Here is a 24470-nt window from a genome sequence, read left to right on the forward strand (position 1 = left end):
GAAATCTCCTTGGAGTATCTTTCTTCTTATCTTCGAGTTTGATTTTAAATCTACTGTAAGATTCGTAGGGTTTAGTTTCTTATCAACGCCCACTTTATAGTCGTCATTTCCAAATCTGCATCCATCGCAAATGTTGGGGCCATTTCAAATGATGACATCATGAGAACTGCTGATAAGAATGCTACTAAATTTTTCTTAAATCCCGCCATATCTTTTCCTACTTCTGACACACCGCAGTGCGCTTATGTATGAATCTTAAAAGAGAATGAACGCGTTAAGCTGGATATGTCACAAACAAAACTATATTTGTCATGAATAAAAACGGGATTTATGTAGATAGTGAAGATGAAAAGCGTTCGTGAACAAGATTGTGAAACAGCCTTAAATCCTTTAATAAGTGGGTTTGTGTTTTTTCGTATATGAATCATGTTCACATAACCATCTCATTAATCTACACAAATTGTTCACAGTGATTTACGTTTTAATGGATAAATTCCATGAAATAATTCATAAATTTAATTTTTATTACATGTATACGTATTTCGAGAACATCAAGACCTTCATATTCTTTAAAAACAGTAAAATTAAATCATAAAAAAAGAGGTGACATTTATGAAAAAAATACTATTTGTAGAAGATGATGTTGAGTATTCAAACTTTATCACTGAACAACTTTTAAAAGTACCCTATGAGGTCGATTGTGTCTATAGCGGGATTGATGCCATGGAACACTTAGCGTTAAACCAATATGATTTATTGCTTACGGATCTAGAGTTAGATGTATTAGATGGATTGCGCTTGGTAGATTCTGCACGGAAAATGGCACCAGGAACCCGTTCCATTATTCTGACAGGAAAACCAAGCAATCACACTGAACTTGAATCCTTGAAACTTCATGCTGATCTCTACATTGAGAAATCAAAAAGCTTAAAAGTGATTCTACACTATATCGCCAATATTTTGGAACGCGAAAGTTTACCAATCACACACATTAAGTTTCTTTCTTCAAGTGTTGAGAATATCATGATGGACCTAAGAAACCGTACGGTATATAAAGAAAATGTATCTTATAAGTTAACGCCTACAGAGTTCAATCTACTTGAATATTTCTTGAATCATAAAAACACATTGGTTATGCGTGAAGATTTATTGCGCGCTGTATGGGCTGAAGAACCGACAGCTGACAATATCCGAAAGGTTGATGTTCATCTTAAAAATTTAAGAACTAAAATGGGAATCTTTTCGATTGTTTCAGTAAGAGGGGCTGGATATAAGTGGAATGAAGGCTCCTAAACGAAGTACGTGGGTCGGGGTTGTTTTAACACTTGCCTATGCCGTGCTCATCGTTGTATACATTCTTAATCTTGTGAATTTCCCTCAACGCTATCAAGAGGAAGAAAAGAATACCGTGCACCAAATGGAACAACGTATTAGTGAGTCGGTCAATGAGTATGCATTAACCAAACAAGCTTCATTTGATGAACTTGTGGAAAACTATCCCCTCGATTTACTTGTGTTTGAAGGTGATCAAATGATCTATCATTCTTCTGAAGTGTTAAATGAAGCAAACTTCTTTGGCGTGGTCTCGTCAAAAGCAGTACTTTATGAATCTAAGGGTTCCTTGAGTGCTTATGATTCTACATACCGTTTTTGGGTGCGCATGTATAACTTCCCTGATGATGCCTACTTGATCCCCTTTCTTTCGAAACAAGTGTCCGTCCTAGGGGCTTCGTTTGTGGTGATGACAATTGGTTATTTCTTCATAATGTATTCACTGTTTAAGCCACTTCACTACGCAAAAAAATCGCTTGCGTCCCTTCAAAATTATGATTTTGATGCGATTAAACCACGCGATGATGTTATTAACCAAACATTATCCAATGTTTCTACTCAAATACATCATGCCATGACCGCTGCATCGCATCGTTATACCGATTTTGAGAAAGATTTAGAGATTGGTCGTCAACGTCTAAACAATACGTTACTCGTGTCCAAATCGTTTGTTCATGACCTTAAAACACCGATTCACCAACAAATTATGATGAATGAATTGGTGGTTGATGGTATTGATGAATCCAATACACCATTGGATGTCGCAGAAATGAACATTAAGCAAAGCCAAAAAATTATGGAACGGATCAATGAAATCCTAACAGTCTTAAATCAAGATAACCTGACTTTGGAACATAACTTATCTGAATTTGACTTGGTATCCCTAACCTACGATACGTTACGTTACTTTGGTCAACATTTCGCGAAACGAAATCTTATGATTGATTTGGATTCTCCGGATACACTTGTGATTGAATCCAATAAAGTCATCCTTCAACTTTTAATTCACAATTTAATGTCGAATATTGGAAATTATGCTACGGATAATTCAACGGTTTCAATTGGCTTGACCCTTGATGATGAAACGGTCATCATGACCTATCGTAATCAAACCTTACCTGCCAATCTTGAACACATGAAGAAATCAGAATTTTTATTTAATGTATTAACCGATGAAGCACACCAATACAGCAGTGGCAATGGGCTTTTCTTAATTAAAGATCTCAGTTATCTTGCCAACGGCTCTTACACCCTTCATACAGAAGATGGTGCTGTACTTATAACGATTCCCCTACCTTTGAAAGGTGGAACAAATCATGCGTAAAATCGGAGTGATTTTGGGATGTATGGTTTTGATTGTAATGCAATTTACACCCTTATTCGCAACTTATGAAAGTGTCAATCTTGATGAAATCGATGCCCCAGGTACATACCTTGTACGGCTCCAATTCCATGATCATGAAGGTCGATCTTATTGGAAACGTGTGCAGATGACGATCACGGCGGATGATCTTAAAACCATGGATTTAAAAACGCTTCAATCTGAACCAATCACTTCTAAAACCGAACGAATTGAAGCCTTTGACCTTAAGATACCGGCAGGCAGTTTAGAACGTCTAACAGACCTCCGTTTAATTGAACTGGCCAAAGCACATGCTTGGATTCTAGAAACACAGCTTGAAGTCCCCATCACCTCTGTCATTAAAGAATATGGGGATGGTTCTGATACGGTCCTCTTTAAGACAGCACTTGGCACACAAAAGCTTGTCCAAGTATTTCCGAAATCGTTAAGCAATCCAACATGGACCCCTTCACATCCATCCCATACTTCCGGACGTAATGATGAAGGATTTCAATCAATCATGTTTACACACATCAAAACAACACTTCTAATCCTGCTTTTACTCCCGATTATTGTAATTTCATTTATGTATTTGTATACGAAGAAGCAATTGAAAGAAGTCGATGTCATTCTCTATAAAAAAGATCAGAATACCTTCTGATCTTTTCTTATACCTTAAATTCATGCACCTTGACTACACCACTCAATGTATCAATTGTCACCCATTCCAATCCTTCATCGATAAGTCGACAGACAATCCCTTTTTCAAGCTCATACATTCGATTGGATTTACGATCAATCAAAACCATACGTAATCCTTTTCGGGTTTTCTTGTACCCTACAATAATTGCTTCATTATGAGCAATTGGAAATAAATCTTCATATTGTGATGGAAAGGTTTGTTGGTTTAGAACACGATATTGATTCAACCATACTGAAATCCCTTCACGCATTCCTAATAACCATTCTGAATCATTAACGGATGCGATATTATAATAGATATTCGCATCATGCTTTAATAAATTTTGGTCATCCAACTGATACTCAAAGACCCCTTTAAAACAACGGGTTCGATTCATTTTACTGCAATAACCAAAAAGGAAATTATCACCAAATCTGCGCATCATCCCTGCCCCAGAAACGACCTTAAACGTTGATCGTGTGAGAAGGTTAAAGCGATAGATGTTGGGACATGACACAGAATCTGTTTGTCCTGAAAAGTAAAGCGTATGATTGTGAAGAATTGCTTGATCCAAGAGTTCCAGGCATCCATCCAAATAGGGCGTGACAAAGTCAATCGTGTTTGAATCCATGCGATAGATTAAATAACAATCATCACCATGACTGTTCTCATAAGCATAATCGACACGAAAGACACAGCGATGATCTGTTGCATCTAAATATTTAATTTTCGCAATCTTCTGACTTAAGAAAATATCATTTTTAGTTCCCGTTTTAAAATCGAACCGAACCAGACGCGTTCGATGCTTATGCATATCCACAGCACAATAGAAAAGATATGAATGTGTCGCCGTAAGCAATTCAATCTTCTCCGAAATGGGTTCATTTAAATCATAATATTCACTCCGTATTTGAGGATTTAAAGTCTCTTCTTTCTCGACGTTTGGAAATTCATCCATAATTTTTAGATTTACATTCCATTCATTTAAAACTTTTTCTACGGTTTCTTTTGAATGATTAAAATTATTTTGAAAAGATTGATGGAGGCAAGTTTGGGGAAGGATAATATCAATATCTTTGAGGGCACTCTCTAAGGTTTCATAACCACCCCATGGTTCGTGATGGTAATAGTTTAAGTCATCCACACACAAGTCAAACATACGATTGGTACCAATCACGTCAAAAAGTTGTGGCATGGATGCCTTTCCCATTCCCATCTCCTGTGTTTTATGATACGTCTCATCCGGTGTCGATAAGATTAATTTATAAAATGTGTAACCTTGACTCAATGTCCACGCATAAAATCCATCCAGAACCGTTTGTTCGGTTGAACCATTCACAATCGAGCACACCAAAGTAGGCCAAAGACTTTTTTCTAAGATTCGGACATACGTATAAAAATAATCGGTAAACCCTTGATAGTCTGATGCCGACATTTTTTGTGTTGTCTTTTCTAAGAGAAAATAGAACAACGCATCATCCTTTTGACTTTGTTGGCGGACCGTATCCATGATTGTCCAAAAATTTACTTGATTCATAAAAATACCTCATTTCACCGTTTCATCACAAATAATATAAGCGATTTCGAGAAAATGGATGGAACTATGTTATCTAAGTGAACAAATTTGTCATCAAAATTAAAAAAATAGCCTTTCAGGCTATTTTATGGGTGTTGTGCGATCATCAAGCCAGTCAATACTATCTTGCATGACTTCCATACCATTAGGCTCATCGTATAAAACGTGCCTCATGTGTGGATAAATTTTGAGTTGCTTATCCTTCGACTTAATTGAATCGTAAAACGTTTCCGAGATATCTTTGGGAACCGTAGGATCTGCTTCCCCTTGTGCAATAAAGGTTGGGTAGCGATAGGCATCAAATTGAGACATTATTGTCTCTGCGCCATCAAGGAAGACGGTCTTCGCAAAGCGTACTGTAAAATAGGAAAGCTTGAGTGGATTTTTACTGGTAAACGCATAATCACGTTCAAGTGCTTCTTTTTTAACGGGATTATTTAATTCCAAAGAATCCCCTGAAAACTTTACCAACAGATCATCCGCAAGCTTATTCATGACTTTAAGTGCCAGTTTATTCGGACCGCGTACGGCACTGACATAGCCTACTGCAGGACCTAAAAAGACTTGTCCACTTAAACTATTAGGATACTTGACCCCATACAAGGCGGAAATCAAGCCTCCCATACTGAAACCAAGTGTAAAAATGGGACGATGAATATTTTCACGCGTCGCCAAGCGTATGATTGTATGGAGGTCTTTAACGTACGTCTGAAATGAATCAATATCACCACGCGCAGACTTCGTCTTACCATGCCCTCTCATATCATAGCGATAGACCGAATAATTATGGTCATTTAATAATCGGGCATAAACATCATAATCACCCGAATGATTCGTAAATCCATGACACATCACCACAACCCCACGGGGTTTGGGTACGGTGTTTTTAATATAAAATAACGAAGCATCCTGACTCACTTTTAAATAATCATACATTTTTATACCTCACATTCTCTAAAACATCATACCACGACACGCCCTAATCATCATCTTCATTAAACGCTTCAAGAAAATGGTGTGATGTTTCATCATCAAAATACGAGATTACCTTGTTTAAATTTACCTGCTCAACACTTCGGAAAATATTTGCCTCAATAAAAGGATTAATCTTCTTATATTCTTGAATCCATGACTTAATTTCTATGCGCTTACTCTTTGACTCATGATCGAAGCTATGCTCTGTAAAGCGACAGGCGCATTGAAGAAAGGTGAGTCCCGTATAATGAACCCAACGTAAAATCGCTGCTTCACGGACCAAATAAAGCGGTCTGATTAATTCAATATGTGGATGACTTGTGGACTTTAGACGGGGCATCATCGTTCCAACCTGACCCCATAAAACATATTCATCAGAATTGTCTCAATCACATCATCATAGTGATGTCCGAGTGCAATTTTATTACATCCTAAAGACTCCGCAAATTCATAAAGATGTCCGCGACGCATCCGTGCACACAAATAGCAGGGATTCTTTTCAATTGTATCCACATAGTCAAAAATCTTAGCGTCAAAGATTGTGACATCCAAGCCCAGTAAATCTGCATTTTTCTTTATTTGTTCACGATTAAAAGGTGCATAGCCGGGATCCATCACCAAATACTTAACCGTAAATGGAACCTTGGAATGTTGAACGAGAATACTAAAGCATAATGCCATGAGCATGCTGTCCTTTCCTCCTGAAATACACACGCCAATACAATCCCCTTCTTGAATTAAATCATAGTTCGAGATTCCCTTCATAAATGGCGTCCAAATATCTTTACGATACGTTTTTAAAATGATATTTTGATGCGTCATAACCGCTACTCCTTTTGCTTGTAATCAAATCCTAACATAAACTCAAAACGTCACGCAATAAAAAACCAAGCTGTCGCGATACAGCGACCCTTGGTTCTTAGGATGTTTACGTTGTTTCTCCACATTGGCCCGTAACTGTCCACATGCAGCATCAATTTCACTTCACTTTTCACGTCGAATGGTACATTGAATTCCATTACGTTTGAGGTAATCATAAAATTTCGCAGCTTGCTCAGGCTTTGTTTGACGGAATGGATTTTCATCCACTTCGTTATAAGGGATGAGGTTGACATATGCATTCATACCTCGGATTAGTTGTACTAATTCCTTGGCATGTTCTAATTGATCATTCACGTTATCAATTAGAATGTACTCAAACGTCAAACGGCGATTGCTTTGATCTTGATAATATTTTAAAGCTGAAAACAACTTCTCAAGATTAAACATCTTATTGACCGGCATAATCTCAGACCGAAGGGTATCGTTAGGCGCATGAAGCGAAATCGCAAGGTTTACCTGTGTTTTCTCATCTGCGAATTTTCGAATCACTGGAGCAACACCGGAAGTTGAAACCGTAATGTGTCGAGCACCAATGCCCAAACCATGATCATGATTTACAATCCGAAGGAAACGCATGATATTATCATAATTATCAAACGGTTCCCCAATTCCCATGACGACAATATGACTGACACGCTTGTCTTGTTCATCCAAATGACGTTGTACAAACATAATTTGGTTGACCACCTCAGCTGTAGTCAAATTTCGCTTTTTCTTTAAGAGACCGGATGCACAGAACTTACAGCCCATTGCGCAGCCCACCTGCGACGTTACACAAACACTATATCCATAGTCATGTTTCATCATTACCGTCTCAATAAGCGCCCCATCATGACACTCAAGCAAAAATTTAGTCGTTTCATCTGAAGCGACTTGTTTCATAACAACATTTAACGTATCCAAGACAAAATCTTGTTTTAATTTTTCTCGTAAAGCAATGCTTAAATCACTCATCTCATCAAACGAATTTACACGTTTTTGATAGAGCCATTGAAAAAATTGTTTTGCGCGAAAACGTTTCTCCCCATACGACTCAAAGAGATCGCCCATTTCATTTAAATCATATTCATAGATTGCTTTCATATTTATCACCGTATCAAGTCTAGCACGGGTAACTGAAACTTCATAGTTCCATATTGCATAATTTAAACTTTTTTTCACAAATTAGTTCAATCTAGAATCATATAAAACAATCTTGTGAGAATTGTTAAGGTTCTTAGCAAAATCACAAATAAAAACTCAATCCCCTACAATCTAATTAGAGATTGCAATTTTAAAATCAAAAGTACCACAACTTATTGTAAGAAAGATTATATTCAAACACGTAAGAATAACGAAATATAACGAAGTAAAAAAAGATAGAATAAAATAAACTGATTGATTACCTCATATTCTCGACTCTAGATATTCTTAACAGTATTAAAACTACCCACTCCAAAACAACCAAAAATTTGGTCTTGAATGTAGAGTAAATCTAAGCAAAATATTTACTCTTTAGATTTTTAGTCGAATTTATATTTGAAAAAACATAAGAGTTTATCATACTTAAAATTACATAAAGAATCCAAAAAATATTTTTAAAATTTATTGGGTCAATTAATGACGCAAATAATATAAAGGATTGTAGAAGTAAAGATACTGATATTAAAATTTTCAGGACACTAATTGAATAATCTTTGCTTTCATTTGTATTAATTTCACTTAATAAATAACTCGTTTTATAGTAGCTAAACAACAGTGGAGACATTATTCCAAGAAATCCCACTAATCCTGTTTCTGCAAGCAGTTGTAGAACAATATTATGAACATTTCTTGTAGTTCCCGCTGGTTTTCCTAAAACGAGGTAACCATGTTTGGCAAATGATCCCCAGCCCACACCAAAAACTAAGTTTTCCTTAAATAAACTGTATGCTTTATTATATAATTCTATCCGTCCAGAAGTTACTCCGCCCGTCATATTTGTTCCATTAACTAGTGCATTCAAAGTCATAGTATATCTATGTAAGAACTTTATTTTCAATAAAAACGGAAGACAAATAATGATTAAAATAATAATTCCGATAATAGTAGAAACTACTATAGATGCCCTTTTTAACCTACTACCCTGTCTAGCCCTAAAAATGTAATATACGATGAGTGCAACTAAAAAAGCAAGCAATTCACCGCGTCGTCCTAATAGTATCAGTGTTAAAGTTAATAAAGCCATAATTGAGTAGAGTCTCAACTTTGACTTAGCATGTAAATCATTATATATTAAGTAGGATAGTAAAATTATTAATCCAAATACTATGATATATGATGTATATGCAACACCCCCAAACGAAATACTATATCCCTTAAAGAAATATCGCTTTGCTAATTCTTGAGCTGTTACTGATAAAAGAGGATAAATTAAAGACCAATAGAGATCTTTAAAAACCTGAAAAAATAAAATTATAATTGAAAATACGACTGATGTACCTAAAAATACTGACAATGATTTTTTTACGTCAATGAGATTTATTTTAGAAAAAACAAAAAAGCCAAAAGTAATAATCATTATAACTATATAAGAAAAACTTTCCTTATCATGATATGCATCAGGTCTAATAAAATTTAGCAATATGACTATCAACATAAATAAATAAGTATAATGAAAGATATTTAAATTTTCAATACTAAAATTAGAAAAGTTCTTTAATACAATTCCAATCAGTAATAGTGATAGGACAGCATATCCTAGAACTTGTCTTACTCCAAAATCTTGATAGATAAAATAAGTACAGGCATAAACTGATAAAATAGTCATCGGATAATCCAAAAAATCAAATACTTTTTTTTCAAAAATTTCTTTAATATTGCGAGTTAACTTAGTTCCCATTATTTCTCCTTTTCAATTCTATCAATTATAGGAAGATACGAATCATTTTTCTATAACTGATAATATTGCTTCTTTCTAAATCATATAAAATAGAAAGAAATATATGTAATTTCCATATATTCAATTTACTTTACTCTAAAATCTTTGTTCTGTTCTAATAATCTATTTAATAAAAATCCCAGAATAATGGAAAGCGGCACATAAATTAGACTAAACAATAAAACCTGTGGTCTGGTTTTTCTTTTATCAAATCTCAACCGCACCACTTTCACTTTTATTAAAGTCTATCTCATAGGCCGTTTTGAAGTCAAATATTTTTCGCGGCATTGAGTTAATTTTGAAGCAAATATCATCAAGATATTGTTGCGCTATATCATACATTGATTTTCCTTTTGGTATAAACCTTCTAACGATTGCATTCGCTCGTTCATTGGTTCCACGTTGAAAAGAACAGTATGGATCACACTTATATAGTTTCACACCCAACCGCTTGGCTGTAATTCCTAATGTTTTAAATTCAAGGCCATTATCTACTGTTATCGATTTCGTGGTTATATTATTCTCTTCAATAAATTTTCGAATTAAGTTTGATGTGTAATAGTCATATCGATATTCTGCTTTAATAAGCCAGGTCATTCTTGAGCAGCGGTCTACAATGGATATAATCGCTGCAGATTCATGTCTTACCGATTATAGAGTCGATTTCGAGATGGCCAATCTCGTTACGTTCCTCAATGTATTTAGGTCTAAGGCTAATTGGAAGTACCGTTTTCTCTTCCAAGTTCCATCTCAAGTGATTCATCATTCCACTAATTCTCTTTTTACGTTTTCGACGTTTATAGCACATTCTATTTGGTTTTATATCAAGTTTACCTTGATTAATCCAGTTATAGACTTGCTGCGATGAAACACACGGTTTATATGGATGATATCGTTTATAGTTACTCAAGCATACTTCTACCCAATGAACTTTAGGATCATAGTGAGAATGCAGATATTCGATTAAGTGGGAATATTTTTCTCGAATATCAATCGTTCGTTTCTTATAGACATTATTTTATATCTAGAAATCGTAGAATGAGATATATTGAGTTTACGTGCTGCCTTGCGCATAGAGTAGCCGATGCTTAATAGAATATCAATTTGGTCTTTCATTTTTATCTAATTGTTTATACTTCATATGGGAGCTTAGTGAACCGCACCCCGAATCTTGGACAAAGATGAGGAGGTGCGGTTTTATGCTAAGCTAACACGAAAACAAAATTGAAATATATGAAAACGAAAGTTAGGACAATCAGTATGTTCATTAGTAAATGAGTATGGTATTAATAAATCAAGTATTAAATATTTGGTAAGACTTATCGATCAACATGGCCCAATGTTCTAAGACGAAACAAAACTTTTATTCTCATGAATTTAAGTCAAAAGTAATAAATCGGATATTAATGGATGGAGAAAGTACAATAGCTGTCGCCATCGAACTTGGATTAAGTTCTGATGGATTGATTTACAATTGATTAAAATTATAAAGAAAACGGCTATAATGTCATAGAACGGAAACGAGGTAAACCATCTATGACAAAACCAACTAAACTATTAACAGTTAATGATGAACTAAAGGCATTGAAGAAAAACAAGTATTTGGAAGCGGAGAATGAATATTTAAAAATTGAATGCCGTAGTGAAACAAAGGGTGGAGCGCGAAAAGAAGAAAACCAGAGTAGTTTCACTACGACAAAATATCCCTTAGAGATTCTTTTAAAATATCCGGACTCGCTCGATCTACTTACTACTTACGTTTCAAAATTGATTTTGATACCAAAACGACGAACTCATGCAAGAGATTATAGAAATCTATTATGATCACAAAGGACGATATGGTTATCGTAGAATTACTTTAGAACTAAATAATCGAGGAATTCGTGTAAATCACAAGAAAGTCTTGAGACTTATGAATAAATGGGATTACATTCAATCATAAGAAAGAAACGTATTCTTCATATAAAGGGACAGTGGGAACCATTGTTGAGAATCGAGTTCAAAGAGATTTTGAAGCTGATAAACCCAATCAAAATGGTTTACGGATATCACTGAGTTTAATGTGCAAGGAAGAAAATCTATTCACCAATACTTGATGCATATGGTAGATACATTGTATCTTACAACATATCTACAAGTCCTAATTTGATCAAACTAGAGACATGCTTCACAAGGCATTTTCTTGTAACGATACGCAAGGAATTATTCATTCGGATAGAGGATGGCAATACCAACATCAATTTTATGTGAAAGAATTAGAAGCACATTCGATGATTAGAAGTATGTCAAGAAAGGAAATAGTATTGATAACGGACTCATGGAGGGCTTTTGGGCTACTAAAATCAGAAATGTATTATGACCAAGAACATAAGTATAAAAAGGTAGAAGAATTAGTTGATGCAATTGATGAATATATCGACTCTTATAATAACAAGAGAATTAAGAGCAAACTAAAAGGACTGACCCCTGTTCAATACAGGAATCAATCCTTAAATTTAAAAGATAATTAGCTTGTCCAAAATTTGGGGTTCAGTTCATAGTCGGGTGGGCTCCTTTTATTATACAAAAACAACCGCACCTTGGGTGGTGCGGTTGAGATTTATTTAGGAAAACACACTTCTAGAGTGTGTTTTTCCGGTAATAGTTTTAATGATTCAATCATGGATAAAACTGCGGTTGTTCCTCTTCGGTTAGGTACCAAACTTCAGGATCCACATAGATGATATGGCCGTTTTGGTAAGCACGCGTTGCTTTCACAAAGGCATTGTCCATCAAGACTTCCGCATTTCCTTCACCACCGGTTCCCCGGGAGCGATCCATTACAAGGATATAATCAGGGTTAAGGTCTTGGATTTGCTCGAAGGAGAGGGTAGAACCATGGGTTGAGACATCAAATTGTTTGGATACGGGCGTAAATCCGAAATCACGGTACACATGATCATATCGGCTTTCAGGTCCGAAGGCTTTAATCTCATTACCATTGGCCATTAAGAAAAGCAAGGTGCCCGCTTGTTTTTGTGCTTCATTTTTGAATGCATCTACCTGACTTTCTAAATCAGTCATCAAGCCTTCAAGATCACGTCCTGGGTAGAGTTGATGAAGTATCTCAGTATTTGCCTTCATCGATGCGATTAAGCCATCGGGATGGCTGTCTCTTCCCATATAGATGGTAGGGGCAATTTTTGAGAGGGCTTCGTAATGTTTGGCACTGCGAGATAACGATAAGATCCGGGTGTGCTGCGCTTATGCGTTCATAATTGGGCTCAAAAAAGCGTACCAATATCGGTAAGGTTTGGGTCCAACTTTGACTTAAGCGTTGTCGTTAAGGAGGCAGTAGGCACCCCGGAAATTGGTAAATCATAGGATTCCATCATATCAATGATTCCCATATCAAAGACAAATACGTTCTGTGGGTTTTCGTTAACCTCGGTTGTTCCTAATTTATGTGTAATGGAAAGGGTGGTATCTTTTGTTTTTTGAGGTTTACATACCGTCACGAAGATGAGGGCAAAGCACACGATTAATGTTTTAAAGTTCATAGTTCCTCGTTTCTACACAACATTGTTTGATTGTGTTATGGGTGAAAATTGTAAAGTCTAAATCATAAAGCTGTTTTAGGATGGGTTGTGTTAGCGTTGAATCGACGGCGCCATGCGCAATGCATTCCCCATCTTTTAAACAAACAACCGTATCACAATACCGATATACCATATTTACATCGTGCATAATCATGACGATGGTTTTATTGCGATGGGTTACGAAATGGTTCATGCATTGCATGAATTCATGGGCATGTTTTAAGTCCCAATTATTTAACGGTTCATCCAAAAGAATTACTTCGGTATCTTGCGCTAAGACCATCGCGATATAGACACGCTGAAGCTGTCCTCCGGAAAGGGTTTGGATGGATTGGTCTTTAAAATCCCAGCATTCTATGACTTGAAGGCATGTCCTCACAATTTGATGATCTTCTTCCGTTAGTTGACGTGGATTATGGGGGTAACGACCGTAGGATACAAGATCGTAGACACTTAAATTCAAGTTATGGTGATTGCGTTGTTTTAAAATCGAAACGTGTTTCGCAAAATCAATGGCTTTGAAGGTTTGGATATCGTTGTCGTGAAGATATGTTTTCCCTGATGAGGGATGGGATAATCGTCCAATCAGATTGAGTAAGGTTGATTTGCCCGATCCATTTTCGCCAAGAATGGCGGTCATAGTACCTTTTTGAATTGTGATTGCACAGTTCTCTAAGGCATCAAGGCTCCCATAGGTTTTAGTAAGTCTTTCTGTTTTAATCATGTTTACGCTCCTTAATCATAAAAATAATAAGTGTGAACGAGCCAATCAAATTAATAAAAACGGTGATGGTTCCGGTGAAATTAAAAAGACGTTCGAAGATAAGTTGGGATCCGAGAAGCAGTATAAAGGCTAGAAGCGTTCCGGTGATGATAATAGGTTTTGTTCTGGCATTTGGACACAGTTCTTGGGCTAAGTTGCTGGTCAGTAGACCAAGAAACGTTAGTGGTCCGACAAGACTTGTGACAAGGGAACTTGCGAGAATGACAAGAAATAGGACTTCCTTGTGGACCAAAGGGACATCCACACCTAAACTTTGTGCAGTATCATCCCCAAGGACTAAAACATCAAACTGGTGGCGTTTGTGGTTGTAGATGCCGATGATGAGAAGCGTAAGCAACACGGAAATTCTTAAAAATTGTGGTTGGATGGCATTAAAGGATACAAAGTTTTGACTTTGAAGGATACTGAATTCCAGCGGATCCATCATTATTTGTAAGGTTGTGGAGAGTGCACCCATTAAGGTTGAAAAGACTGTCCCAATTAGAAGCATCAAATAGATGTCATTTCCACATCGATTTAAGATTTTTGGGTAGATCATGAGGCCGATGATTGACATGGTGAATAAGGCGATTAGTGGATTGAGCATCGGATTGTTTAGAATCATAAGACACCCGATTTGAATCAAAAGGTACAGGCGTTCAAAGCCCAATAAAGCCGGAGAGACAATGCGGTTATGGGTTAGCCTTTGAAATAACGTTGTGCTCAGATTAACTAAATACGAAGTGATGCATAGGGTGAGGATTTGAACGCATCGTCGCTGAAAGATATACGCGCTGTTTAAGCCACTCCCCAAATAATAAACAGCACAGATAAAGGCAATCCATCCTAAGATTTTTTTATAATTCATGGCGAATCATCCCTAGAAATCCTAAAGACCCAACAATTCCCAATATAAATCCTACGGGAAGCTCGTAGGGGAAGATTACGATGCGTGCAATAAGATCACATCCTAAGACCAGGCATGACCCATATAGCCCACACAGTAAAAATGAGTTGGATGATCCATAACGCATGGCAATCATATTGGGGACAATCAAGCCTATAAAAGGCAGTGTTCCCACCGTCACCACGACCGAAGCGGTAAGCAGTGATACGAGCACCAAAGCAAGGTTCATTACGTACTTAGGTTTTAAGCCAAGATTCCGCGCAAAATCATCGCCAAGGGATAGAATATCGAATGTACGGGCGGCAAATAATGCACACAATAACAGCGGAACGGCCGTAAAAAGCAACTCATAACGCCCTGCAATCATTTGAGTAAACGATCCCGTCATCATCCCTCCTAAAGCTTGCATTAAATCAAACTTAAGGGCTAAAAAGGTGGTCATCGATTCAATCATGGTTCCAAACATAATCCCGAGAAGTGGAATAAAGACTACATTTTTTAAGGGAATTAGACGTAAGAGCCTCAAAAAAAGGGCGGGACCTAAAATCGCAAAGCCATAGGCAAGCAAAGTCTTATGCAGTAATGATGCCCCTGGAAAGACAATCAACGCGATGAGAATTCCCATCCGGGATGCATCCATCGCTACAGCGGTTGAGGGAGATACAAATTGGTTACGCGTCACCACTCCCTGTAATCAAGGCGTTAAAAGACAAGGGCAAGACGCCTACAAATAATGATCCAAAACTTAAAACAAACAAGATCATTACAGCCCATGTGGTGTGTCGATCTTTAAGCGTAAAACGAACAAACATATTCTTGATTCCTTTCTGTTACTGCCCTTTAGTGTATGGAAGTGCTTTATAACACACAAGCAAAACATTAATTAAGTTTGGCTCTTTTTTCACAAATTCTCGATATTTAGCGCTTGTTCTGATTTAAAATGACGTTTTTCAGGTCTAATTGATATTGGTTTTCGTTATCTTGTGAAAAACTACGCTTCATCTACAAAAATCACGGTGATTGGGATTCTAAAATGAACGTTTTGTGAAGTGCGTTCATTTTATGACAGAAATTGAATTTTTAAGAACATGAAAACAGTCTTTACGTGCGGAAGTGATACGATGTGGTTACAAGAGGAGGAATCTTATGAAAAAAATCTATAAAAGTTTACTCGTGTTAATGCTTACATTCACAACATTTGTAATCACAAATAGACCAACAACGATTGATGCCTTAGGGAGTTTCCAAAAGGCCGTGATTTCAGGTGTTGAATCGCAGTCTGATTACGGTGGGGTATTGATCTATCCCAATGCGGAAAACCGTCGCATGTATCGTGAAAACTACGTTCAACTTCGAAACTTTTTAAGTTCTGATAATCATATGGTGTGGACTACAATTTCACCCGATGATGGCATACAAGACTTTGAAACAGGAAGTTTAAAATTCTATCTCAGTAATAATTATCATGATGACGATCATACCATTCAAGAAATGCATGATAATGGATTCGATTTCAAATTCTACGTTACTACAGACTACGTAAATTTTGTGGAAGCAACAGATGAACTTGATTTTAATACGGAAACCCATGCCTACTCATACGCAAAACCCCTTGTAGGGTATAAACTCAGCGTGGATAAACTAATTCCGGGTGCTGTAACGCATAAAACCGTAGCGATTGCGCTTAATCACAATATCGAACTTAATTATAATAATATGACACAAGGTCAACTTGAGGGATATGAGCCCTTGGAGAGCTGGAATGGCAGCCGAAGTGCAAATCAACCCGCAACACCAAACCATCAAAACATCTATGTAATCCAACCTGAAATCAGTGGTACGATCAAGCATCAAATCATTGATGATGGGGAGACACCAGTATGGAATGATGCAAGCTTAAAAGAAGGTGTATCCATTAAGCTTGTGGAAAACACCCCAGCCGGGGATGTGGATGTTGCGACAACCACAACCGATGCGAATGGTAAGTTTATCTTCTCAAATACTAAAGGAGCAGCTTACTCATTTACGGACAGTCATAATACACTTACAGTTCGCATAAATCATGATGGTTATAAATTGTGGGATGTGACCGGAGCTGCCGTTACCGAAGCATCGTCCAATGAAGTCTTGATAGGACGAATCACAGATATCAGTCGCTACCAAGCCGACTTTAATACCGCAATTTCAAAAACAAATTGGAAATCACCTTTTGATACGCAACAAGCCGAAGGCGAAAATGCCTTAGGTCGCGAAGCCATCTTAACGGAAAATCCAATCATTGAAGGAACGCTTAATGTTTCTTATGTGCATACTGATGGTAATACATTAGAAGCAACGAAAACAACGAAAGAACCGGTTGGAACACCTTATGATACTGAGAAGCTTTCATTCCCAGGTTACACATTTAAGGTGAATCAAGGGGATTCATAAAGGAAACTACATTGATGGTGTTCTTAACGTTGTATATGTTTATGAAAAAGATGCGCCCATTGTGATTCCACAAAAGGGTACCGTTAATGCCCATTATGTGGCTGAAAACGGTAACGTCATTGCGGATCTCGAAACCACTACGGGTGATGTCGGAACATCATATAAAACAATTCAAAAAATAGTGGATGGCTATACCTTTAAAGAAGTAAAAGGTGATAATGTGGACGGCTTGTATATTAATGGAACTTTAAATGTGACGTACATTTATTCCCCCAAAAATACGCCAACTCCTGAGAAACCAGTGCCAACCCCAACGCCAGAGACGCCAACTCCAGAAAATCCAACACCGGAAACACCGACGTTGCCTCAAACTGGAATCCAAGCGAATGATACAGGTGCAATGATCCTAATTGCAGGAGTACTTGTATGTGTAGGATCTTTATTGAATCAAAAAAATAGAAAAGGTCAGTCCTAGACTGAATAGGGAATCAAATATGAAAAAAATTATTACTGCTGCATTGATCGTTCTTGTTTTGGTATCGGGATGTTCCAAATCAAACAAACCAAATGATGAACAAAAAGCAAAGCTCAATGAAGCTTCAGATCGTTTAATGAATGCAAATGCAATTGATATGGACTTAACACTTGAGATGAAACCAGAAAAGCGTGAACAGCTTAACGATGCGGTATCCGCAAATATTGAAATCCAATATGCGAAAGCAAAATTACCGCTTGATTTTGATTTGATTTTTAAAATTAACGTACCTGATGAAGACGATACATCAATGAATTTCTATAAAAAAGGTACTGATGTTTATATGGACTTTATGGAACAAAAAATGAAGATTGATCTTAAACAAATTCCACAAGTGGGTATGTTCTTAGAATTACCATTTAATGATGTGCAATCCGAACCGGCAGATATTAACTTTGAAAAAGCAACCGTTGTATCGGAAAATAATCAACTTGTTTATACCTTCGACCTAAATGACTTCTTACAGTCTGATACATTTAAAAAAGCATTGGCTGAACAAGGGCAAGATGTGGACTTAGACTTCAAGCAAGGTCAAGCAATTGTGAAGGTAGGGGACGAAATTGAGACCATCGATTTAAGCTTCATGGTAACTGAAAAAAATTGGATGGAATCCTTGGAAATGTTGATTAATATTGAAGTTGTAGGATTAAACGATTCAGTAGAAATGTCGTTCCCAAACTTTGATACATTCATCGACATGACTCAGTTATACCAGTAAACATTAGTAAAATTTACGCAATAAAAAAAGCAAGAAAATAACATTTCTTGTTTTTTTATTACATTGCATTAATCTTGTAAACTGATAAAATAAACATAGAAGAAGCCAAGAATTGGCCTTGGGAGGGAGTATGAAAGTTTTAGTTACAGGTGGTGCTGGTTATATCGGGAGTCATACATGTGTTGAATTATTAAACCAAGGATTTGAAGTTGTTGTGGTTGATAATTTAAGTAACTCAAGTGTCGAAGCACTCAAACGTGTTGAAGCAATTACTGGAAAAACCGTTACGTTTTATGAAACCAATGTTTTGGATAAACCAAGCTTAAATGCAATCTTTGAAAAGGAATCTGTGGATGCCGTCATTCATTTCGCAGCCCTAAAAGCAGTTGGTGAAAGTGTATCCAAACCTTTAGAATATTATCAAAATAATATTACAGGAACACTTACACTTTGTGAGGTAATGCGTGATAATAATGTAAAGAATATTATCTTTAGTTCATCCGCAACGGTTTATGGAGCACCTAAAACGGTTCCAATTAATGAATCATTCCCACTTTCCACGACGAGTCCATATGGAAGTACAAAACTCATGGCAGAAGATATGTTGCGCGATTTAAATATTGCAGATCCTTCATGGAATGTTGTGATTTTACGTTACTTTAATCCAATTGGTGCCCATGAATCGGGAACGATTGGCGAAGATCCAAAAGGTATTCCAAATAACCTTGTACCTTACATTACTCAAGTAGCAGTTGGAAAATTAGATCATCTATCTGTATTTGGTGATGACTATGGCACAGTTGATGGTAGTGGTGTTCGCGATTACATTCATGTGGTTGATATTGCTTTAGGCCATGTGGCAGCCCTTAAGAAAATGACCGAAACACCGGAATACCGCGTTTATAATCTTGGTACAGGTCAAGGATATTCGGTTCTTGAGATGGTTAAAGCATTTAGTGATGTTGTGGGACATGAAATTCCTTATGAAATTAAAGAACGTCGTCCGGGTGACATTGCGGAATGTTATGCTGATCCACAAAAGGCTCGTGAAGAGTTAGGTTGGGAAGCAAAACGTGATCTTCATAAAATGTGTGAAGATTCATGGAACTGGCAAAAATCAAATCCAAACGGATACGAACAATAATCTTAAAAAAGAGATCGCATGCGATCTCTTTTTTAACGTGCTGATTCAAGTTGAATGCGGGAGGTAATAATTTGTGGATAAATTTCATTCCCATCAACCATAAACTTAAATTGCTCAACTTGTTCATTCACATTCACAGCCATAAATCCATCAAGCTTTGGCTCATCATAATGATCGACAAGATTTTTGGTTGTGGCAGTAAAGATGACATGAGGTACTCTATCAATTACTTTATTGGAAACACTCATCTGTTCAAAGTTGCGTGCTTTCGAATAAATATAAAAATAAGCATTGTCCTGGGTGTCGCGTATGAAGTAAAACCCTTCGTTGACGGTAGTCAGTTCATTTTGAATGGTGGATAAACAAAGATCTGTATGACTTACCGTTCGGATTCCATCATGCATCGACTCAGCACTGTTTTTCGCATTACATCCAGTAAGTGCAGTAATTAAGATTAGAAAAACCATGAAACGCTTCATAAACACGCCCCCTTTTACAGTCATTGTATCACTAAGATATAACAGTTGCTTTAAGGATATTGCTATCCTTGTGTAATTACGGTGAGATTTATAATTTGTAGGTACTACCTTGTTGGCGTGCACCCAAAAAATAAAACGGACAATGTATAATGAAAAGTTTATAAGGAGGGCTTTTCGATATGCAATATGTTTACATGTTTTCTGAAGGAAGTGCAGCGATGCGTCCAACCCTCGGTGGTAAGGGCGCATCCCTCTGTGAAATGACGAATTTGGGGTTACCGGTACCCCAAGGATTTGTAATCAGTACGGATGCGTGTCTTCATTATTATGAAAAAGACCATGCAATCGCACAAAATATACTGGATGAAATTTTCGCAAACCTCAGTCAATTGGAAGCGTTGACGGGGAAAACGTTTGGGGGAACAGAGAAACCATTGCTTGTTTCCGTTCGAAGTGGTGCCCGTGTTTCCATGCCAGGGATGATGGATACCGTCTTAAACCTTGGTTTAAACGATGAAGTGGTTGAAGCATTGGCGAAAGATAATGAAAAGATGGCTTATGACTCGTATCGACGTCTGATTCAGATGTATGCGGATGTGGTTATGGGGATTGAGAAAGTGAAGATGGACCGAGAAGTCGCATTGGTGGTACATAAATATGGTGTAGACAGTGATCATGATTTAAGTGTTATTGCTTTGAAGGAATTGATTCAGCGTCTTAAAGAAACTTATCGAATTGAAGTGGGTGAACCCTTCCCGGATTCTCCTCAAGTTCAATTGGTTCATGCTGTAGAGGCAGTCTTTAGAAGTTGGAATAATCCAAGAGCGAAGTATTATCGCAGAATGCATGATGTTCCCGATAATTGGGGAACCGCTGTAAACATTCAAGAAATGGTTTTTGGAAATCGTGGTGACGGGTGCGCTACAGGGGTAGCCTTTTCACGAAATCCTGCAACGGGAGAACATGAGCTTTATGGAGAGTTTTTATACAATGCTCAAGGTGAAGATGTTGTTGCGGGAACGCATACACCCTTACCCATTTCAACTTTAAAAGAAACAATGCCCGAGGCATATCATGAATTTGAACGCCTCGCAGAGAAACTTGAGAAACGTTATCATGATATGCAAGATATGGAGTTTACGATTGAGAAAGGAAAACTCTATATGTTGCAGACACGAAGTGGAAAGCGAACGGCTCAAGCAGCTGTGAAAATTGCTTATGATATGGTTCATGAAGGAACGATTACCAAACAAGAAGCCATCAACAATCTCGATGTATCCATTTTGGATGGATTACTCCATCCTCAATTTGATACCGAAAATCTTAAAACAATTGAACCGATTGCGAAAGGATTACCGGCTTCACCTGGAGCCTCAAGCGGGATGATTGTCTTTGATACTCTTACGGCAGTCAAATACACTCAAAAAGGAAAACCTGTAATATTAGTTCGTTTAGAGACGTCTCCTGAGGATATTGAAGGGATGCATCTTGCTGAGGGTATCTTAACTAGTCGTGGTGGGATGACTTCACATGCCGCTGTTGTAGCGCGTGGTATGGGGAAATCCTGTATTGTAGGATGCAGTGATGTGATTGTGCATGATGATAATACGTGTGAGATTGATGGGAAGGTTTATAAACTTGGTGATGAAATTTCAATTGATGGAGGAACTGGTTGTGTTTACCATGGCCGACTTAAAACACAAGAAGCAACCATGTTACAGGAATTTGAAACCCTCCTTGAATGGGCTGATGAATTGAGTCCAATTGATGTATACACCAATGCGGATACGCCAAGTGATGCGCAAACCGCAATTGAGTTTGGTGCGAAAGGAATTGGCTTAATTCGTACTGAACATATGTTCTTTGAACGCGATCGTATTCGGGCGATGCGTGAGATGATCTTAAGTCGAACGCCTAAACAACGTGAGGCTGCATTAACGAAAATCTTACCCATTCAACGAAAGGATTTCGAAGCAATCTTTACGGTCATGGAAAATCGAAGTGTTACCGTGCGATACCTTGATCCACCCCTACATGAGTTCATGCCAACCACAACACAAGAAATTGAGGAATTAGCGGCATCGATGAACATGGGTGTTGCAGAGATTAAGACGGTTATGAGATCCTTGCATGAATATAATCCTATGATGGGACATCGTGGCTGCCGTCTTGCAATCACATATCCTGAAATTGCACTCATGCAAACACAAGCATTGATTGAAGCTGCAATCAATGTCAATCAAAAAGGTCACCATGTGAATCCAGAAATCATGATTCCTCTTGTCGGAGACGTTCAGGAATTCAACTATCTTGCAAGTCGTATTCGAAACCTTGCGGACGCCTTAATTGAGAAGGCGGGTGTAGAAGTTCATTATCGGATTGGTACGATGATTGAGCTTCCGCGTGCGTGTTTACTTGCGGATAAGATTGCGGAAGAAGCGGAATTCTTCTCATTTGGAACCAATGACTTAACCCAAATGACCTATGGTTTTTCCCGTGATGATGCAGGATCTTTCTTAAAAGATTATTATGAGCAAGGCATTTATCAACAGGATCCCTTCGCGTCATTAGATCAAGAGGGTGTTGGGCAATTAATTCAACTTGCGATAGCAAAAGCACGTGGCGTAAAGCCAAACTTAAAGATTGGAATCTGTGGCGAGCATGGTGGTGATCCACGTTCGGTTAAATTTTTCCGAGATGCAGGATTTAATTATGTATCCTGTTCACCGTATCGTGTTCCAATTGCACGCATTAGTGCAGCGCAAACTGTCTAATAGAAAACACCTCGTTTACACGAGGTGTTTTTTGTATTGTTTAGGCATCGGGTGTGGCACAAGCTTTGGTACCATCACTGATGTAAATATTAATGTGGTCGGTGGTGGATACAAATTGGTTATTCTTGGAAGCACGTACGACCGTTCCTTTTTCACCACATTCCGAAACGCGTGTCACATCATAGGTGATGTGTGCGCCTTTACCACTGAATTCATAGAAATATGCCGGTAAATCGCCTTCGGTAAGACCGACAAGCCCTTTAATATAAGGCTGACCCATGGAGTAGTAAACAATCACAATCGTGTCCGGATCATCGTTTAGGATGGTTCCGGGTTCTGTGTTTTGTTCAACAAAAGCGCCATACGGGTAATTCATTGTATAAATTTGTTTTTGAATCACTTGGGCTCCCATGGAATTAATCGTGTCGAAAGTATTGAGATCAGAAGAGGAATAATCCGGGACACGTACGGCTTTTCCTTTTGAAATTACGAAGGTAAGTTCGTCATTTTTCGCAACTTTCTCTGCTGCACTCACACTTTGTGAGATCACACCGCCCGCTTCGATTTTGTCATCAAATTGTTCTTCATACGTAAAGGTACTAACAAATTCTTTGTCTTTTGCCCAAAGTTCAACATCCATCTTTGTACGATTTTTAAAGTCTGGAACGATGATGTTTTTTTCGTACTGTTCGGGGCCATTTGAAATTTTAATGAGTGCTTTGTTTTTACGTTGGAAATGATCTTTTGTGACGTTTTTATCTTTGATTTCAAACGAAATAAAATTACCCTTTGCGACATCTTTGGAGAATACATTTTCGACTTGGATGTAACGCATTTTTTGTTCTTCAATCCATGCATTGATTTCAGCTCCACTGAGTTTCTCGAAATCAGGGAGTGTCACGACTTCTTCGAGATCGGGTCCCTTGCTTATGACGACACTTACCATGCTGCCTTTTCGGATTTTAGTTTTAGGTTCAAATTCTTGTGAAATGACAACATTTTCATCGTACTCTAAACTGAATTCGTCTTTGAAGTCAACTTCTACTTTATGTTTTTTTGCCCAGATTTCGACTTCTTGACGTTGCTTGTCCGTAAAATCAGGCATGAGTGTATGTGATTGTTTATTCCATATTAAACCAATAAGCAGGAGTGATAGAACGGCGGCGATTCCGATAAGGACCATCCTTTTTTGTTTTTTTGCTTTATAAGAAGGATCAAGCTCCGTTTCTTCTTCACGAACATAGAAACGCTCTTCATCTTGATAGGTAGTTGTGGTTTCAAGGTCATCCATTTCCATTACGTTTTTCTCTGATTTTTCAGTTCCGATATGAACTTTATTACGGTCATAAACACCGGGTTTAAATTGATCAAGAAAATTACTCATGCAAGTCACCTCTACTAATTTCTTCCAACGATCCTTTTTTTAGATATAAAATTTTATCTGCTTGCTTTGC

The 24470-nt window shown here is 37.5% G+C and carries 23 protein-coding genes and 2 pseudogenes; 9 read left to right on the forward strand and 16 right to left on the reverse strand.

What is annotated here, in order from left to right:
* Window positions 1-71: 71 nt before the first annotated feature.
* Complete coding sequence (locus tag EEI45_RS08505; protein WP_228410391.1) at window positions 72-230, reverse strand: hypothetical protein; 159 nt, start codon at window positions 228-230, stop codon at window positions 72-74.
* 382 nt (window positions 231-612) lie between these two features.
* On the opposite strand from EEI45_RS08505, the gene EEI45_RS00085 reads away from it, so the two are divergent.
* The 3 genes from EEI45_RS00085 to EEI45_RS00095 are packed head-to-tail and all read left to right on the forward strand — an operon-like array spanning window position 613 to window position 3335.
* The gene (locus EEI45_RS00085) at window positions 613-1293 is read left to right on the forward strand and encodes a response regulator transcription factor (protein WP_125163655.1); all 681 of its coding nucleotides are present in this window, start codon (window positions 613-615) and stop codon (window positions 1291-1293) included.
* Window positions 1280-2656 (forward strand): sensor histidine kinase, encoded by a 1377-nt coding sequence (locus EEI45_RS00090; protein WP_125163656.1) that lies wholly within the window; start codon window positions 1280-1282, stop codon window positions 2654-2656. Before EEI45_RS00085 ends, EEI45_RS00090 begins: the two co-directional genes overlap by 14 nt.
* Window positions 2649-3335: a hypothetical protein gene (locus tag EEI45_RS00095; RefSeq protein ID WP_125163657.1), complete on the forward strand. Its 687-nt coding sequence runs from the start codon at window positions 2649-2651 to the stop codon at window positions 3333-3335. The genes EEI45_RS00090 and EEI45_RS00095 overlap by 8 nt, the downstream gene beginning before the upstream one ends.
* A gap of 7 nt (window positions 3336-3342) precedes the next feature.
* Here EEI45_RS00095 and EEI45_RS00100 read toward each other — a convergent pair whose 3' ends face one another.
* The 7 genes and pseudogenes from EEI45_RS00100 to EEI45_RS00125 form a co-directional block, all read right to left on the reverse strand.
* Window positions 3343-4893, reverse strand: a complete 1551-nt coding sequence (locus EEI45_RS00100) for a DUF4240 domain-containing protein (RefSeq protein WP_125163658.1) — start codon at window positions 4891-4893, stop codon at window positions 3343-3345.
* Between the two features lie 120 nt (window positions 4894-5013).
* Window positions 5014-5868 (reverse strand): alpha/beta hydrolase, encoded by an 855-nt coding sequence (locus tag EEI45_RS00105; RefSeq protein ID WP_125163659.1) that lies wholly within the window; start codon window positions 5866-5868, stop codon window positions 5014-5016.
* A 43-nt stretch (window positions 5869-5911) separates the two neighbouring features.
* Complete coding sequence (locus EEI45_RS08740) at window positions 5912-6250, reverse strand: tRNA lysidine(34) synthetase (protein WP_228410392.1); 339 nt, start codon at window positions 6248-6250, stop codon at window positions 5912-5914.
* A complete protein-coding gene (locus tag EEI45_RS08745) occupies window positions 6247-6729 on the reverse strand; it encodes a tRNA 2-thiocytidine biosynthesis TtcA family protein (protein ID WP_228410393.1) in 483 nt (160 codons plus the stop codon). The genes EEI45_RS08740 and EEI45_RS08745 overlap by 4 nt, the downstream gene beginning before the upstream one ends.
* Before the next feature lie 162 nt (window positions 6730-6891).
* Window positions 6892-7872, reverse strand: coding sequence for a 23S rRNA (adenine(2503)-C(2))-methyltransferase RlmN (rlmN, locus tag EEI45_RS00115; protein WP_228410614.1), 981 nt, complete (start codon window positions 7870-7872; stop codon window positions 6892-6894).
* Between the two features lie 391 nt (window positions 7873-8263).
* Window positions 8264-9649: an O-antigen ligase family protein gene (locus EEI45_RS00120; protein ID WP_125163660.1), complete on the reverse strand. Its 1386-nt coding sequence runs from the start codon at window positions 9647-9649 to the stop codon at window positions 8264-8266.
* 246 nt (window positions 9650-9895) lie between these two features.
* A pseudogene (locus tag EEI45_RS00125) lies at window positions 9896-10829 on the reverse strand (IS30 family transposase).
* 82 nt (window positions 10830-10911) lie between these two features.
* Here EEI45_RS00125 and EEI45_RS00130 point away from each other — a divergent pair.
* A pseudogene (locus tag EEI45_RS00130) lies at window positions 10912-12198 on the forward strand (IS3 family transposase).
* 148 nt (window positions 12199-12346) lie between these two features.
* Here the strand turns inward: EEI45_RS00130 and EEI45_RS08750 are convergent.
* The 6 genes from EEI45_RS08750 to EEI45_RS08760 form a co-directional block, all read right to left on the reverse strand.
* The gene (locus tag EEI45_RS08750; RefSeq protein WP_267128125.1) at window positions 12347-12850 is read right to left on the reverse strand and encodes an ABC transporter substrate-binding protein; all 504 of its coding nucleotides are present in this window, start codon (window positions 12848-12850) and stop codon (window positions 12347-12349) included.
* Window positions 12851-12951: 101 nt separating this feature from the next.
* Complete coding sequence (locus EEI45_RS08755; RefSeq protein ID WP_228410394.1) at window positions 12952-13227, reverse strand: substrate-binding domain-containing protein; 276 nt, start codon at window positions 13225-13227, stop codon at window positions 12952-12954.
* Window positions 13217-13990 carry an ATP-binding cassette domain-containing protein gene (locus EEI45_RS00140; protein ID WP_125163661.1) on the reverse strand — a complete coding sequence of 258 codons (774 nt, stop codon included), beginning with the start codon at window positions 13988-13990 and terminating at the stop codon, window positions 13217-13219. Before EEI45_RS00140 ends, EEI45_RS08755 begins: the two co-directional genes overlap by 11 nt.
* Window positions 13983-14897 carry an iron chelate uptake ABC transporter family permease subunit gene (locus tag EEI45_RS00145; RefSeq protein WP_125163662.1) on the reverse strand — a complete coding sequence of 305 codons (915 nt, stop codon included), beginning with the start codon at window positions 14895-14897 and terminating at the stop codon, window positions 13983-13985. Before EEI45_RS00145 ends, EEI45_RS00140 begins: the two co-directional genes overlap by 8 nt.
* Complete coding sequence (locus EEI45_RS00150) at window positions 14887-15618, reverse strand: iron chelate uptake ABC transporter family permease subunit (protein ID WP_228410395.1); 732 nt, start codon at window positions 15616-15618, stop codon at window positions 14887-14889. Before EEI45_RS00150 ends, EEI45_RS00145 begins: the two co-directional genes overlap by 11 nt.
* The gene (locus EEI45_RS08760; RefSeq protein ID WP_228410396.1) at window positions 15608-15748 is read right to left on the reverse strand and encodes a hypothetical protein; all 141 of its coding nucleotides are present in this window, start codon (window positions 15746-15748) and stop codon (window positions 15608-15610) included. Before EEI45_RS08760 ends, EEI45_RS00150 begins: the two co-directional genes overlap by 11 nt.
* 334 nt (window positions 15749-16082) lie before the next feature.
* Here EEI45_RS08760 and EEI45_RS00155 point away from each other — a divergent pair, with 334 nt between their 5' ends.
* The 4 genes from EEI45_RS00155 (at window position 16083) to galE (ending at window position 19763) form a co-directional block, all read left to right on the forward strand.
* Entirely contained in the window at window positions 16083-17366 is a 1284-nt protein-coding gene (locus EEI45_RS00155; RefSeq protein WP_125163663.1) for a MucBP domain-containing protein, read from the forward strand.
* A gap of 61 nt (window positions 17367-17427) precedes the next feature.
* On the forward strand, window positions 17428-17841 hold the full coding sequence (locus EEI45_RS00160; protein ID WP_228410397.1) for a MucBP domain-containing protein: 414 nt from the start codon (window positions 17428-17430) through the stop codon (window positions 17839-17841).
* Between the two features lie 19 nt (window positions 17842-17860).
* Complete coding sequence (locus EEI45_RS00165; RefSeq protein ID WP_125163665.1) at window positions 17861-18619, forward strand: hypothetical protein; 759 nt, start codon at window positions 17861-17863, stop codon at window positions 18617-18619.
* Window positions 18620-18749: 130 nt separating this feature from the next.
* Complete coding sequence (gene galE, locus EEI45_RS00170) at window positions 18750-19763, forward strand: UDP-glucose 4-epimerase GalE (protein ID WP_125163666.1); 1014 nt, start codon at window positions 18750-18752, stop codon at window positions 19761-19763.
* A 32-nt stretch (window positions 19764-19795) separates the two neighbouring features.
* Here the strand turns inward: galE and EEI45_RS00175 are convergent, their stop codons facing one another.
* Window positions 19796-20242, reverse strand: a complete 447-nt coding sequence (locus EEI45_RS00175) for a hypothetical protein (RefSeq protein WP_125163667.1) — start codon at window positions 20240-20242, stop codon at window positions 19796-19798.
* A gap of 179 nt (window positions 20243-20421) precedes the next feature.
* On the opposite strand from EEI45_RS00175, the gene ppdK reads away from it, so the two are divergent.
* Window positions 20422-23016, forward strand: coding sequence for a pyruvate, phosphate dikinase (ppdK, locus tag EEI45_RS00180; RefSeq protein WP_125163668.1), 2595 nt, complete (start codon window positions 20422-20424; stop codon window positions 23014-23016).
* A 40-nt stretch (window positions 23017-23056) separates the two neighbouring features.
* Here the strand turns inward: ppdK and EEI45_RS00185 are convergent, their stop codons facing one another.
* Window positions 23057-24400 carry a PASTA domain-containing protein gene (locus EEI45_RS00185; RefSeq protein WP_125163669.1) on the reverse strand — a complete coding sequence of 448 codons (1344 nt, stop codon included), beginning with the start codon at window positions 24398-24400 and terminating at the stop codon, window positions 23057-23059.
* Between the last annotated feature and the right edge of the window lie 70 nt (window positions 24401-24470).

This window comes from Erysipelothrix piscisicarius, from assembly GCF_003931795.1.
Taxonomy (GTDB): Bacteria; Bacillota_I; Bacilli_A; order Erysipelotrichales; family Erysipelotrichaceae; genus Erysipelothrix; species Erysipelothrix piscisicarius.